Genomic DNA, 13,135 nt, shown 5'->3' with positions numbered 1-13,135 from the left:
GACAAAATTTTTTTCATGTGCGGGAAGTACCGTTCTCCTCTGGTGAGACGGCCCTTTGTGGCGAGGGGGCTTGTCCCCCGTTGGGCTGCGCAGCAGCGCTGGAAGGGGCATCGCGTGCTTCAGGCAGACCTCAGTGCCTGATTTAGGGCCGCTACGCAGCCCAACGGGGGACAAGCCCCCTCGCCACAGAAGTGCATCTGCGCGATTTTGGTGCGTTAGCTCAATGCGCGAAGGGGCGCTCCTTTGGCCCATGACTGAATATCTTCGATCATTTGCTGGTAGAACTGGCGGTAGTTCTGCTCACTGACGTATCCAACATGGGGCGTGGCCAATACGTTGGGTAACTGGCGGAACGGATGCCCGGCCGGCAGAGGCTCCTGGGCGTACACATCCAGTGCCGCTCCCGCCAGGCGGCCACTGGCCAGCGCATCAATCAAAGCTGCTTCGTCGACAATCGGTCCGCGGGCCGTGTTCACCAGATGCGCTGTAGGTTTCATCCAGCCCAACGCCTCGGCGTTTACCAGACCGCGGCTGCGGTCGCTGAGCACCAGGTGAATCGACAACACATCCGCCTGCTCGAACAGTTCGCGCTTGCTGACCCAGGTCACGCCGGATTCGGCGGCGCGTTCCGGCGTGAGGTTTTCGCTCCAGGCAATCACGCGCATGCCGAACGCCTGACCAAACTTCGCGACCTTCTGGCCAATGCTGCCCAGGCCGAGAATCCCCAGGGTCTTGCCGTACAGATCACCGCCCAGGCCCACCTGCCAACCGCCGGAGCGCAGGGAATTGGCTTCGGCCAGCAGGTTGCGGGTGGAGGCCATGACCAGCGCCCAGGTCAGTTCCGGGGCGGCGTGCTTGCAGCTGTCGGTGCCGCAGACTTGAATGCCCAAGGCCTTGGCCGCTGGAATGTCGATGGCGGCGTTGCGCATGCCGCCGGTCACCAGCAGCTTCAGCTTGGGCAAGCCTTGCAGCAGGGCCTGATCGAAAGTGGTGCGTTCGCGCATCACGCAAATCACCTCGAAGCCCTGTAAACGCTCGATCAAGGTGGCGGTGTCCGCTGGGTACTCGTGGAGGAAGTGCACCTGGCCGACCGACGCCAGGACTGACCAGTCCACCACGCCACTGGCCACATTCTGCCAATCATCAATCACTGCGATCTGTACCGACATGCACGCGAGCCTCGAAAAAGGTTGGATTAGAGGGCGTTCAGCCCTTGCAGCAGCGCCTTGTGAAACTGTGCCGGTTCTTCCATTTGCGGGGCATGGCCCAGGCCCGGGAATTCCACCAGGGTAGCGTGGGGAATCAGCTTGGCCACTTGCTTGCCCAATACCGCATAGTTGCCGATCTTCGCCTTGACCGCCGGTGGCGCCAGGTCTTTGCCAATGGCGGTGTTGTCGGACGTGCCGATCAACAGCAGGGTGGGCATCTGCAGGTCCTTGAACTCGTAGTACACCGGCTGGGTGAAGATCATGTCGTAAATCAGCGCCGAGTTCCACGCCACTTGGGTGTGGCCGGGGCCTTTATTCATCCCGGCGAGCATATCGACCCAGCGGTCGTATTCAGGCTTCCAGCGGCCGACGTAGTAGGTGTCGAGCTCGTACTTGCGGATGCCTTCGGCGGTCAGTTTCAACTCGCGCTCGTACCATTGGTCAACGCTGCGATAGGGCACGCCAATGGCCTTCCAGTCTTCCAGGCCGATGGGGTTCACCAGTGCAAGCTGTTCGGTTTGCTGCGGATAGAGCAGGGCGTAGCGTGTGGCGAGCATCCCACCGGTGGAATGGCCGAGGAGCGTGGCTTTCTGAATGCCGAGTTTTTCCAGGAGTTGGTGGGTGTTGATCGCCAGTTGCTGGAAGCTGTACTGGTAATTGTCCGGCTTGCTGGAGGTGCAGAACCCGACCTGGTCCGGGGCGATCACCCGGTAGCCGGCGTCGCTCAGGGCCTTGATCGATTCATCCCAGGTGGCGCCGCAGAAATTCTTGCCGTGCATCAGCACGATGCTGCGCCCGTTCGCCTTGCCCTTGGCCGGCACGTCCATGTAGCCCATCTGCAGGGATTTGCCCTGGGATTGGAAGGTGAAGTGTTCCACCGGGTAAGGGTATTTGAAACCTTGCAGTTCCGGGCCGTAGGTCGGGCCCTCGGTGGCGGCAAAGGCGGGAAGTGCGCTGCCGAGCAGCAGACTGGCGACGCAGAGTGAGCGGATTTTGGACATTGGTATAGGCTCCGGGAACAGTGCCCGGATGCTGTGGCGAGGGGATTAACGGGAGATTAAATCCAGTGCAGGGTGAGCATGGCCAATACCCCGTAGCGCGCCCCTTTGGCCAGGCTCACCAGCAGCAGGAAACGCCAGAATGGCTCGCGCATGACCCCGGCCACCAGGGTCAGGGGGTCGCCGATGATCGGCACCCAACTGAGCAACAATGACCAATGGCCCCAGCGTTGATAGTGGGTACGGGCCTTTTCCAGATGCTTCGGACTCACCGGGAACCAGCGCCGCTCCTTGAACCGCTCAACCGAGCGCCCGAGCAGCCAATTCACCACCGAGCCCAATACGTTGCCAACCGTTGCAACCGCAAGCAGCAGCCAGAGACTGTAGTGCCCGCTGATCAACAGCCCCACCAGCACCGCCTCTGATTGCATCGGCAACAGCGTGGCGGCGCCGAAGGCGGCGAAAAACAGTCCCAGGTAACCGGCAAGCATCAATCAGCGTGCCGGATAGTCAGCCACTACCACGTCTTTGCCTTCGCGAGTCAGGCCGATCACCTGGTAGGCATCGCTGCTGCCGTCCATTTCCATGCCCGGCGAGCCCATAGGCATGCCCGGTGCAGCAATGCCCAGCAAGTCGTCGCGCTTGCGCAGGGCCAATACCTGATCGGCAGGTACATGGCCTTCTACGAATTTGCCGTCGATCACGCCGGTATGGCACGACGCCAGGCGCGGCGCCACGCCCAGGCGTTGCTTGACCTCGCTCATGTTGGTTTCCACATGGTCGTTGACCTTGAAGCCGTTGCTTTCCAGATGGGCAATCCACTTCTTGCAGCACCCGCAGTTGGCATCGCGGTGCACATCAATCGGGATCAGCTCGGCAGCCTGGGCCAGGGGGCTCATGAGCAGGGCCGACAGCACGGCCAGTCGCAGGGTAGTTTTCATCATCATCTCGTCAGATAAAGGGCAACAGCCGGGCATTCTCCGCGCTTTTTACAAAAGGGTTTTCCGGGATTGTTACGAGGTTTTACGAAACACCGGCAGCACCAGAATAACGGCCTGGTGCTGTCGGAAAACTGAGAGGGAGATGACGGTTTTGTCAGGAAGACGGGGATTCCAGGCGCTGCTTGAGCTGGTCAAGGGCTTGGTTGGACAGGGCGATCATGCGTTCATGCAAGGTGGGCAGTTGCAGTTCGGTTTCATAGATAAGCACACGGGTAAACAAGGTGCCGTCGCCTTTGGCCTGCAAGAAATAGTGAATGCAGCCGTCCACTGCCAGCGAAGTAAATGCGGTCTTGAACTCCCGCGGTCGCTGCGCAACCTGCACGCGATAGCTCATGGGTACCCGCACACCCAGCAGGTCGATGGTCTCGGTAAAACGATGGCCACTGGGCAAGGAGCCCGTGGTGCCGGTGTCGGCGCCCAAGGATGTCGGATGCCATTCATGCCAGCGATCCGGTTGGGTGACATAGTCGTAAACGGTTTCGATAGGGGCCTGGATATAGCGTTCCTGACTGATCCGCTCCAGACGGATCGGGTGCTCAACTGCGTGCATGACACACCTCCTGTGTGGCGGAGCGAACTGTCAGAATAGTCTGGCTCCCGCGCATTGCACGGGAGCTTTCAGGCTATTTTTTTAACGCACCTTGAAGCGTCCCATCAATGCAATAACCCGGCCATTCGCATCCAGCAGGCTCTGGGTGTTGTGCTCCGTGGCGTGGCCGCTTTGCACCAGTTCTTCGACCATGTGGCGGATGTGCACCATGCTGCGGTTGATTTCCTCGGTCACCGCGCTTTGCTGTTCGGCGGCGGTGGCGATCTGGGTGCTGAGGTTGTTGATATGGCTGACGGAGCCGGCCATCTCGTCCAGCCCCGTGTTGACCCGCGCCGTGGCGTCAGCGGCAGACTGGCAACTGGCCTGGGTGGCTTCCATGGCCGTCACCGATGAACTCACGCCGGTGGTCAGGCGTGCCAGCATCTCATTGATCTGCGAGGTACTGGCCTGGGTACGGGCGGCGAGGGCGCGGACTTCGTCGGCCACCACCGCAAAACCCCGGCCTTGTTCGCCGGCCCGGGCGGCTTCGATGGCCGCATTGAGTGCCAGCAGGTTGGTCTGGCCGGCGATGGCGCCGATCACGCCGAGGGTTTCAGTGATGCGCGCGGCGTCCTGGCGCATGTTTTCCACGGTGTGGGTGGCGCTGGAAACTTCGCCGATCAGCGCGCTGACGCTGCGGGAAGCTTCCCCGACCACTACCCGTGAACGGTCGGCATGCTCGTTGGCACGCTGAGTGAACGCGGCGGTTTCGGCGGCGTTCTCGGCCACGGTATCGGCGGTGGAGCTCATCTCGGTGATGGCGGTGACGGTCTGGTCGGTTTCCGAGGCATGGCGCACCAGGATCTGGTTGGTCTGGGCCGAGGTCTGCTGCAATTGCGCCAGGCTCGACGACATGGCGCCGGTGGCCAGGGTCACCTCGCCGATCATGTTTTGCAGGTAGACGATAAAGCGGTTCACCGAATGGCCAATCGCGCCCAGTTCGTCCTCGGCACGAATGGTGATGCGCCGAGTCAGGTCGGCGTCGCCGTTGGACAGCGCGTCGATATTGGTTTTCAGCGCGGTCATCCGATGTACCAGCTGGCGGATGGCATACACCTGCAACAGCACCAGTAGCAGAATCATCGGGATTTGCAGCATCGCCAGCGTACCCAACACATCATCCCGCTGGGCGGTGATCAGCGAAGTCGGCAGCGCAGTAGCGAGGAACCACGGGGTGCCCTCGATCGGGCGCATGAAGAAGGTGCTGGCCACGCCCTGGTTGTCGAACTCACTGCGTTGCAGGGTTTGATCACGATGGGCCAGGCCGGCGCTGACCTGGGCGGCAAAGGCCGAGGTGCCGGCCAATTCGCTGATGTTTTTCAACACCACCGGGCCGCTGATGCGTGTGCTGTTGCTGATGATCTTGCCGTCGGCTTCGACAATCAGCATTTGCCCGCCGAGGTCTTTTTCCTTGCTGGCCACCAGGTCGTTGAAGAAACCCAGGGTCACGTCGATGGTGGCGACGCCATACGCGGCGCCGTCACGCTGGATGGCCATGGCGCAGTTGGTGCGTGGCTCCTGGCTGGCGTCATCCTTGTAGGCCGCCGCCCAGGCGCACTGGCCGCGGGGCGAAGCGAGGCCGCCTTTGTACCAGCTCTGATCGTAGTAGTTGGGGGCTGCGTCGCTGTTCCAGAACGTATTCACTGCCAGCTTGCCCGAGGCATCGCGGTGCCAGAAGGTGCTGTGCTTGTTGCGTCCCGGCGTGCGCTGGTTGGGCAGGGGCCAGATGCCGCCGCCGAACACTTTCAATTCGCCGTACTGGTCCACCAGGCCGGGCAGCACCTTGTCGATGGCATCGCTGTCCAGCAGCGGGATGGTTTGGGTGATGCTGCGTTGCTGGGCCTGAACCTTGTTCAGCTCGCCCTGGATCTGCTCGGCCACTTCGGCAATGCGATTGAGGGCCACCTGTTCTTCGGTGTGGCGCAGCTTGGGGGCCACCAACTGTCCGATGCCCACGACCGTCAATACGAATAACAACAGGACGAACAGCACCAAAAACAGGGTGTAACGGGCTTGGATAGAGCGCAATGAGGGCATGGGGTCGTCCTTACGAAGCGTTTATTGTGCGACGCGGCTTTGTTAGAGCTTCGAAGGGCTATCGGCTTGGGAAGGGCGAGCTTTAGGTACTATGGTGCAAGAAAGTGCAATGAATAAAAAAGCCTGCACAAGGCTTCTATTTTGGGGGCCTGCGGTGTTTGATACGGGCCAGAGTTTCTAATGGATTCAACCGTAAAACATGGACGAAATCATCTACCAGGTCGTCAAGTGGCTGGGCATCCAGCATCACACGGTCAGAGGCACCACCTATAACTTCATGGCGTTTGTTTACCTGGCGTTGGCAATTGGCAGCGTCGTGGTTGCCAAGGAACTGGCCGCCAAGCGCAAAGCCCTGAAGGCACGAACCACCCAAGCGTTAACTGCGGCGCCATTGACCGCCACCTCGTTCGCCGAGGAAGGTGGCCAACCGGTCAAGAGCACTGGCACCCTGCGCCAGGACGCCGACGGCTATTCCGTCAGCGTCACGCGAAACAGCGTTGAGTCCCACAGCGAGCCATTGCGCTCGCTGGATGAGGTTGATACCTGGCTCAGGACTCACACTCCATTCATCCTGTCGGACTTTCGCCAGCGCAATTGAGTGGGGCTATTTGTCCAGCATCTGCATAACCGCTTCCGGATAACGCAGCCCTGCCGTTGCATTGGCCGGGAAGATCGCCTCCAGCGCCGCCAGCTCGGCCGGGCTGAGCTTGACCTCCAATGCCGCGACGTTTTCTTCCAGGTACTTGCGTTGCTTGGTCCCCGGGATCGGGATCAGGTAATCCCCTTGCGCCAGCACCCAGGCCAACGCCAGTTGCCCGGCCGTCACGCCCTTGTCGGCGGCCAGGGCTTGTACCTGGTCCACCAGCAGCAGGTTCTTCGCAAAGTTCTCGCCCTGGAAGCGCGGGCTGAACCGACGATAGTCATCCGCCGCAAAATCATCCGGGCTTTTCAATGCGCCGGTGAGGAAGCCCCGGCCCAGTGGGCTGTAAGGCACAAATGCGATCCCCAGGCGCTGGCAAGCGGCGAGGCAACCGTTGTCTTCCTGGTCACGGCTCCATAGCGAATATTCGCTTTGCAGGGCGCTGATGGGATGCACTTTATGGGCGCGCTCGAGGGTGGCCGCCGACGCTTCACTCAAGCCCAGGTAACGCACTTTGCCTTGCTTGACCAACTCGGCCATGGCGCCGACGGTTTCTTCAATCGCCACTTCAGGGTCGATGCGGTGCTGGTAGTAGAGGTCCAGGGTTTCCACGCCGAGGCGTTTCAGGGTGCCGTCGATGGCGTCGCGAATGTACTCGGGACGGCCATTTACTCCACGCAACGCCGGGTTCGCCGGGTCACGCACGATGCCGAACTTGCTGGCGAGGAAGACCTGGTCGCGCTTGCCGGCGATGGCTTTGCCAATCAGTTCTTCGTTGGTGTGGGGACCGTACATGTCGGCGGTGTCCAGCAGGTTGATTCCAAGCTCCAGGGCGCGGTGCAAGGTAGCGGTGGCTTCGGCGGTATCGGTGCCGGTGGTGTAGAAATCGGTCATGCCCATGCAGCCGAGGCCGATGGCGGAAACCCGGGGGCCGTTTTTGCCGAGTTGACGTGTGTGCATGGGTTCAGCTCCTGTGTGGGGAAGGGCTCCATTGTTGCCCTCGACAAAAGCGGGATAAACCAGCTAAAACCACTATCACTATTATGAAATTCTAAATAATCCCTGAAGGAAACCGGCCCGTGGACCGTTTTAATGCGATGCGAGTGTTCGTGCGGATTGTCGAGCTGGGCGGGTTTGCCAAGGCGGCTGACAGCCTGCAACTGCCGCGCGCCTCGGTCACGATCCTGATCAAACAACTGGAGGCGCACCTTGGGGTGCAACTGTTGCAGCGCACCACGCGCCAGGTCAGCCCGACCCTGGACGGTGCCGCCTATTACCAGCGTTGCGTGAGCCTGCTGGCGGACCTTGAGGAAACCGAGGCGGTGTTCTCCACCAGCCGCCGCAACCCGCGCGGCACGTTGCGTATCGATATGCCGTCCGGGATCGGGCGCTTCCTGGTGATTCCGGCAATGCCCGAGTTCACCACGCGTTACCCGCAGATTGACTTGGAAATCGGCCTCAACGACCGCCCGGTGGACCTGATCCGCGAAGGCGTGGATTGCGTGTTGCGCGGCGGCCTGGCGCTGGACGAGTCGCTGGTGGCCCGGCCGCTGGCGATGATGGATCAGGTGACCTGCGCCAGTCCCGGTTACCTGCAGCAGTTCGGCATGCCATCGACGCTGGAGGCGCTGGCCGGCCATCAAGTGGTGGAGTATTTCTCCAGCACCAGCGGCAAACGGTATGGCCTGGAATTTCAGATCGGCAACGACATCCGTCTGGTCGATCTGCCCAAGCAAGTCTCGGTCAACAGCGCCGACGGTTACCTGGCCGCCTGTGAAGCGGGTTACGGCCTGGTGCAGACGCCGTACTACCACGCCGTTCGCCAGTTGGAAGCGGGCACGCTGGTGGAGGTGCTGGCGCATCAGCCGCCGCCGAAGCTGCCACTGACCGCGCTGTACCCGCCGCATCGCCAGCTGTCGCAACGGGTGCGGGTATTTGTCGATTGGCTGGTGGAGCTTTGCGCCCGGCCGGGCAACGGGTTGCAGCGTCAGCCTTGAGCCTTGCGGTAGGCGCCGGGCTGGATGCCGGTGACTTTATGAAAGGCGCGGGTAAAGGCTGCGACGGATTGATAACCCACGGCGAGGGACACGTCCGCCACTGTCTGGTCCTGCTTGAACAGCTGGCAGGCGTGGCGCACGCGCATCATCAGCAGCACTTGCCCCGGCGACTGGCCGCACAGTTCATTAAAGCGCTTGAAGAACGCCGAGCGCGACAAGCCGGTGCAGGCCGCCATGCTTTCCAGGGTCCAGGGATCGGCGGGGCGTGCAATCAACTGTTCCAGCAGATTGGCAAACGCCGGTTGCCGGGCCAGCGCCGCGAGCCCGCCGAGGTCGGTGTTGTCCAGCACCTGTTGGCGCAGCACGTAGAGAAACAGCAGGTGGCACAGGCGCTCCAGCAAGGCGGGCGAGGGCGCCGGCGTGCGCTCGCATTCCTGCAGGATCAATTCGAACAGGTTGCGCGCAGCAGTCAGCGAAGGGTCACCGGCCCGCAGGACGATCCAGGCGGGCAGGGTGTCGACAATCATCGCAGACAGCCCGGACTGGAAATGAAAGAACCCGCACACCAGACCCACGCCGTCACTGGCGTGGCTGTCCAGCGGGACCATTGGCGTGCGCGGGCATTCCTGGGCGCCGGTGGCGGTGCCATCGCTGGACAAGCGGTACGCGAGGTCCCGCAGCAGGAATACCGCATCGCCGTTGTTCAGCGGATAAGGGGTCGAGTCGCCCTCGATGTGCATCCAGCACTGCCCTTGCACCACCAGATGAAAACTGGCACTCGCCAGGCCATGGGTGCTGGCGTGCCAGTCGCCGCAGTAACGCCCGACGTGAAACAGGCTGGTGTTGAGTTCGAGGCTATCTAATAACCAATCGACGAGGGAGCTGGACGAATTCATCTAACGGAAAGACTCTAGAGCAAGTAATCGCTACTTTAGACTATTGAGCAGATTTTTTATAACCAACAGACTGGGTACACGAATCCATGAGGAGACCACTCCATGTCCCGCGTACCGATGCTAACCCTGGAAACCGCCCCTGAAGCGGCCAAACCCTTTCTGGAAAATGCCCTGAAGGGTTCCGGGTTCATCCCCAATCTGTTGGCGGTGTTGGCCAATGCCCCGGCAGCACTGGAAACCTACATCACTGTCTCCGGCCTGAACGCCAAATCCGACCTGAGCCTGGCCGACCGCGAAGTGGTTCAACTGATTGCCGCCACGAACCACGGTTGCGATTTCTGCGTCGCCGGGCACACTGCCGTAGCGCGCAACAAAGCCAAGCTGCCGGAAGACGTGATCGACGCCCTGCGCCAACGCGGTGAATTGCCCAACGAGCGTTATGAGACACTGGCCGCGTTCACCCGTGAAGTGATCGCCACCCGCGGTGATGTCAGCGACGCCGGCTACGCCGCGTTCCGTGAGGCAGGCTACACCGACGGTCATGCGCTTGAGGTTATTCTGGGCGTCAGCCTGGCCACCCTGTGCAATTTCGCCAACGTGTTTGCGCGCACGCCGCTCAACCCGGAACTGGCGCAATACCGTTGGGAAAAACCGGCAAGCTGAAGGCGCGCAAGCGTTCGCGATGGTAAACATGCTGTAACAAGGAGAAACATGAATGCTTGACCCAATCTTGAGCCGTTGGCTCGATGTTCAAGCGCAGGCCCTGGATGTGGGCAGTTGCGATCCGCAGGAAGTGCTGCCACGGCTGGCAGAGGCCAATGTATTACGTATCGGTGTGCCCAAGGACCTCGGCGGCCTGGGCGGCGATGTCACGGGCGCCATAGAGGCGATTGCCGATGTGGCCAGCCATTCCCTGGCGTCGGCGTTTGTGTGCTGGGGCCAACGTTCGTTTATCGAGTATCTGCTGCAAAGCCCGAATCAGCGCCTGCGTGAGCAACTGCTGCCGGACCTGCTGAGCGGCAAGCTGGCCGGGGCGACCGGGCTGTCCAATGCGATGAAATTCTTGTCGGGTATCGAGTCTCTGCAAATCAGCGCCGAGCCGACCGATGACGGCTGGAACCTCAATGGCCGCCTGCACTGGGTGACCAACCTGCGCAAGAACGGGTTTGTGGTGGCCGCCGCCATCGAGCATGCCCAGGGCGGCGCGCCATTTATCCTGGCGATCCCCGATTCGGTGTCCGGGCTGCAACGTTCCCGCGACCTGGAACTGTTGGGCCTGCAATCGAGCAATACCGCAGCCCTGGGCTTTGAAGCGGTGGAACTGAGCCGCGATTGGTTGCTGCATGACGATTCACGCAAGTTCCTGCCGGCCGTGCGTCCGGCGTTTCTCGGTTTGCAATGTGGCATGTCCATCGGCCTGGCGCGGCGCTCGCTGGCGGAGGTGGCGAATCACCTGGGCTCCAGCCGCACCGTATTGCGTGAAGAGTTGGAAGTGCTGCGTACCTCGCTGGAGCAGGCGGTCAATGACCTCAAGAAAGGTTTGCTGAGCGGTCGCTTTGGTACCGAGCCGGTACCGTTATTCCGCCTGCGCATTGCCCTTGCGGAAATTGCTGCCAGCGCTGTGCAACTGGAGCTGCAAGCCAGCGGCGGCAAGGCCTACCTGACCGCCCACGGCAGCGGCTTTGCCCGGCGCTGGCGCGAGTCGGCATTTGTACCGATCGTGACCCCGAGCCTGGTGCAGTTGCGCACCGAGTTGAACCGTCAGGCGAATCTATGAGCCAGGCGGTATTGCACGCCCAGGGGATTTGCCTGGGGTATGCGGGCAATTCGGTGCTGGAAGGTTTCGACCTGCAATTGCAGCCCGGCGAAGTGGTGTCGATCCTCGGCCCCAGCGGTGTTGGCAAGTCCAGCCTGCTGCGGGTGCTCGCCGGTTTGCAGGCGCCTCAGGGCGGCAGTATCAGCCTGCTGGGCGAGCCATTGAATGGCCCGCATCCGCGGGTGGCGGTGGCGTTCCAGGACCCCAGCCTGTTGCCGTGGTTGAGCCTGGAAAAGAACGTCGCCTTCGGCCTGGATTTTGCCCGCCAACCGCACCTCAGCCCGCAAGAGCGACGCAGCCGGATTGACCACGCGATCAACGCGGTGGGCCTGGAACACGCCCGTCAGCAGTTTCCGGCAGCGCTGTCCGGCGGCATGGCCCAGCGTACTGCGCTGGCCCGCTGCCTGGCGCGCCAGCCGCAGGTATTGCTGCTGGACGAACCCTTCGGCGCCCTGGATGAAGTGACCCGTGCCGACATGCAGCACCTGCTGCTCAAGGTCAATCGCGAGCAAGGTTCGGCGGCAGTGCTGATCACTCACGACATCGACGAAGCGCTGCTGTTGTCCGACCGGATTCTGCTACTGGGTAACCGCCCGGCGCGGACCCTCGGCGAATGGCGGATCGACCTGCCGCAACCGCGGGAAGAACAGGTGGAAGCCATCGGCACCCTGCGCATCGAGATTCTCAAAACCCTACGGCAGGCGAGCCGCAACGACCCCCAACCCACTGAACTGCTGGAGCCCTGCCATGTGTCTGGATGACCTCACTCACTCGCGCCGTGATTTTCTCAAACTCTCGGCCGTGCTCAGTGCCGCCGGTGCCTTGCCGCTGCTGAGCAGCTTGCAGGCCCGCGCGGCCAGTGAGCCGGACGCACCGGTACGCATCGGCTACCTGCCGATCACCGACGCCACGCCGCTGCTGGTGGCCCACAACAACGGCCTGTTCGAAGCCGAAGGCATCAAGGCCGAGCGCCCGGTGCTGCTGCGCAGTTGGGCCCAGGTGATCGAGGCGTTTATTTCCGGCCAGGTCAACGTGATTCACCTGTTGTCGCCGATGACGGTTTGGGCGCGTTATGGCAGCAAGGTCCCGGCCAAGGTCGTGGCCTGGAACCACGTGGGCGGCTCAGGTTTGACCGTGTCCCCAGGCATTACCGATGTGAAGCAATTGGGCGGCAAGTCGGTGGCGATTCCGTTCTGGTACTCGATCCACAACGTGGTGGTGCAGCAGCTGTTCCGTGACAACGGCCTGACCCCGGTGGCCCGTGCCGCCGGCAGTGCGATTGCGGCCAACGAGGTCAACCTGATCGTGTTGCCGCCTTCGGACATGCCGCCGGCCCTGGCCAGCAAACGCATCGACGGCTACATCGTCGCCGAGCCGTTCAACGCCCTCGCCGAAAACCTCAACGTGGGCCGCGTGCAGCGCTTTACCGGCGACGTGTGGCGCAACCATGCGTGCTGCGTGGTGTTCATGCATGAGCACGACCTGACCAACCGCCCGGAATGGTCGCAGAAGGTCGTCAATGCAATCGTCAAGGCTCAGGTCTGGACCCGCGACAACCGTGAAGAGGCGGTGAAGCTGCTGTCCAAGGACGGCGAAAATCGCTACACGCCGCATGCCGAGCCGGTACTGCGCAAAGTCCTGGCGCCGGCTGCCAGCGACCGCGCGGCATACCTGGCTGACGGCGCGATCCAGCACGCCAACTGGGACGAGCACCGCATCGACTTCCAACCGTATCCATTCCCCAGCTATACCGAGGAACTGGTGCGCCGCCTGAAAGACACGCTGATCGAGGGCGACAAGAAATTCCTCGCCGACCTGGATCCGGCGTTTGTCGCCAAAGACCTGGTGGACGACCGCTTCGTGCGCAACGCCATCGCAGCGGTGGGCGGCATGAAGACCTTCGGCTTGCCGGAAGGCTTCGAGCGGCACGAGGAGATTGGCGTTTGAACAACG

General features: G+C 61.9%; 14 protein-coding genes. 6 read left to right on the top strand and 8 right to left on the bottom strand.

Annotated elements, in window-relative coordinates; translation table 11 throughout:
- Window positions 1-215: 215 nt before the first annotated feature.
- From SNL23_RS31045 to SNL23_RS31020, 6 genes are all read right to left on the bottom strand, one after another.
- Window positions 216-1,169: a D-2-hydroxyacid dehydrogenase family protein gene (locus tag SNL23_RS31045; RefSeq protein WP_318304693.1), complete on the bottom strand. Its 954-nt coding sequence runs from the start codon at window positions 1,167-1,169 to the stop codon at window positions 216-218.
- A 26-nt stretch (window positions 1,170-1,195) separates the two neighbouring features.
- Complete coding sequence (locus tag SNL23_RS31040) at window positions 1,196-2,209, bottom strand: alpha/beta fold hydrolase (protein WP_318304692.1); 1,014 nt, start codon at window positions 2,207-2,209, stop codon at window positions 1,196-1,198.
- Window positions 2,210-2,265: 56 nt separating this feature from the next.
- The gene (locus tag SNL23_RS31035) at window positions 2,266-2,697 is read right to left on the bottom strand and encodes a YqaA family protein (protein WP_167664982.1); all 432 of its coding nucleotides are present in this window, start codon (window positions 2,695-2,697) and stop codon (window positions 2,266-2,268) included.
- A gap of 3 nt (window positions 2,698-2,700) precedes the next feature.
- The gene (locus SNL23_RS31030) at window positions 2,701-3,147 is read right to left on the bottom strand and encodes a DUF411 domain-containing protein (protein WP_318304690.1); all 447 of its coding nucleotides are present in this window, start codon (window positions 3,145-3,147) and stop codon (window positions 2,701-2,703) included.
- Window positions 3,148-3,301: 154 nt separating this feature from the next.
- Entirely contained in the window at window positions 3,302-3,757 is a 456-nt protein-coding gene (locus SNL23_RS31025) for an SRPBCC family protein (RefSeq protein WP_076013896.1), read from the bottom strand.
- A gap of 81 nt (window positions 3,758-3,838) precedes the next feature.
- Window positions 3,839-5,833 carry a methyl-accepting chemotaxis protein gene (locus tag SNL23_RS31020; protein ID WP_076013897.1) on the bottom strand — a complete coding sequence of 665 codons (1,995 nt, stop codon included), beginning with the start codon at window positions 5,831-5,833 and terminating at the stop codon, window positions 3,839-3,841.
- 199 nt (window positions 5,834-6,032) lie between these two features.
- On the opposite strand from SNL23_RS31020, the gene SNL23_RS31015 reads away from it, so the two are divergent.
- Window positions 6,033-6,431 (top strand): hypothetical protein, encoded by a 399-nt coding sequence (locus tag SNL23_RS31015; RefSeq protein WP_167664980.1) that lies wholly within the window; start codon window positions 6,033-6,035, stop codon window positions 6,429-6,431.
- Window positions 6,432-6,437: 6 nt separating this feature from the next.
- On the opposite strand, the gene SNL23_RS31010 is transcribed toward SNL23_RS31015, so the two are convergent.
- Entirely contained in the window at window positions 6,438-7,433 is a 996-nt protein-coding gene (locus SNL23_RS31010) for an aldo/keto reductase (RefSeq protein ID WP_318304689.1), read from the bottom strand.
- Window positions 7,434-7,552: 119 nt separating this feature from the next.
- On the opposite strand from SNL23_RS31010, the gene SNL23_RS31005 reads away from it, so the two are divergent.
- Window positions 7,553-8,470, top strand: a complete 918-nt coding sequence (locus SNL23_RS31005) for a LysR family transcriptional regulator (protein WP_167664978.1) — start codon at window positions 7,553-7,555, stop codon at window positions 8,468-8,470.
- On the opposite strand, the gene SNL23_RS31000 is transcribed toward SNL23_RS31005, so the two are convergent.
- A complete protein-coding gene (locus SNL23_RS31000; RefSeq protein WP_076013901.1) occupies window positions 8,461-9,366 on the bottom strand; it encodes an AraC family transcriptional regulator in 906 nt (301 codons plus the stop codon). The two genes, SNL23_RS31005 and SNL23_RS31000, sit on opposite strands and share 10 nt — an antisense overlap.
- 102 nt (window positions 9,367-9,468) lie before the next feature.
- Here SNL23_RS31000 and SNL23_RS30995 point away from each other — a divergent pair, with 102 nt between their 5' ends.
- The 4 genes from SNL23_RS30995 to SNL23_RS30980 are packed head-to-tail and all read left to right on the top strand — an operon-like array spanning window position 9,469 to window position 13,129.
- Entirely contained in the window at window positions 9,469-10,029 is a 561-nt protein-coding gene (locus tag SNL23_RS30995; protein WP_017477603.1) for a carboxymuconolactone decarboxylase family protein, read from the top strand.
- A gap of 52 nt (window positions 10,030-10,081) precedes the next feature.
- Entirely contained in the window at window positions 10,082-11,143 is a 1,062-nt protein-coding gene (locus SNL23_RS30990; protein WP_318304688.1) for an acyl-CoA dehydrogenase family protein, read from the top strand.
- Window positions 11,140-11,943, top strand: a complete 804-nt coding sequence (locus SNL23_RS30985) for an ABC transporter ATP-binding protein (protein ID WP_076013903.1) — start codon at window positions 11,140-11,142, stop codon at window positions 11,941-11,943. Before SNL23_RS30990 ends, SNL23_RS30985 begins: the two co-directional genes overlap by 4 nt.
- Entirely contained in the window at window positions 11,930-13,129 is a 1,200-nt protein-coding gene (locus SNL23_RS30980) for an ABC transporter substrate-binding protein (protein ID WP_063030691.1), read from the top strand. The genes SNL23_RS30985 and SNL23_RS30980 overlap by 14 nt, the downstream gene beginning before the upstream one ends.
- Window positions 13,130-13,135: the final 6 nt, after the last annotated feature.

This window comes from Pseudomonas sp. SED1 (genome assembly GCF_034044025.1).
In the GTDB taxonomy this organism is placed as follows: Bacteria; Pseudomonadota; Gammaproteobacteria; order Pseudomonadales; family Pseudomonadaceae; genus Aquipseudomonas.
This window is presented reverse-complemented; position numbering and strand designations above follow the sequence as displayed.

Excerpts from the sequence above, each read along its gene's own strand:
- SNL23_RS31015 (WP_167664980.1), top strand. The coding sequence starts at position 6,033 with ATGGACGAAATCATCTACCAGGTCGTCAAGTGGCTGGGCATCCAGCAT.
- SNL23_RS30980 (WP_063030691.1), top strand. The coding sequence starts at position 11,930 with ATGTGTCTGGATGACCTCACTCACTCGCGCCGTGATTTTCTCAAACTC.
- SNL23_RS31025 (WP_076013896.1), bottom strand. The coding sequence starts at position 3,757 with ATGCACGCAGTTGAGCACCCGATCCGTCTGGAGCGGATCAGTCAGGAA.
- SNL23_RS31010 (WP_318304689.1), bottom strand. The coding sequence starts at position 7,433 with ATGCACACACGTCAACTCGGCAAAAACGGCCCCCGGGTTTCCGCCATC.
- SNL23_RS31020 (WP_076013897.1), bottom strand. The coding sequence starts at position 5,833 with ATGCCCTCATTGCGCTCTATCCAAGCCCGTTACACCCTGTTTTTGGTG.
- SNL23_RS30990 (WP_318304688.1), top strand. The coding sequence starts at position 10,082 with ATGCTTGACCCAATCTTGAGCCGTTGGCTCGATGTTCAAGCGCAGGCC.
- SNL23_RS31000 (WP_076013901.1), bottom strand. The coding sequence starts at position 9,366 with ATGAATTCGTCCAGCTCCCTCGTCGATTGGTTATTAGATAGCCTCGAA.
- SNL23_RS31035 (WP_167664982.1), bottom strand. The coding sequence starts at position 2,697 with ATGCTTGCCGGTTACCTGGGACTGTTTTTCGCCGCCTTCGGCGCCGCC.
- SNL23_RS30985 (WP_076013903.1), top strand. The coding sequence starts at position 11,140 with ATGAGCCAGGCGGTATTGCACGCCCAGGGGATTTGCCTGGGGTATGCG.
- SNL23_RS30995 (WP_017477603.1), top strand. The coding sequence starts at position 9,469 with ATGTCCCGCGTACCGATGCTAACCCTGGAAACCGCCCCTGAAGCGGCC.
- SNL23_RS31045 (WP_318304693.1), bottom strand. The coding sequence starts at position 1,169 with ATGTCGGTACAGATCGCAGTGATTGATGATTGGCAGAATGTGGCCAGT.
- SNL23_RS31030 (WP_318304690.1), bottom strand. The coding sequence starts at position 3,147 with ATGAAAACTACCCTGCGACTGGCCGTGCTGTCGGCCCTGCTCATGAGC.
- SNL23_RS31040 (WP_318304692.1), bottom strand. The coding sequence starts at position 2,209 with ATGTCCAAAATCCGCTCACTCTGCGTCGCCAGTCTGCTGCTCGGCAGC.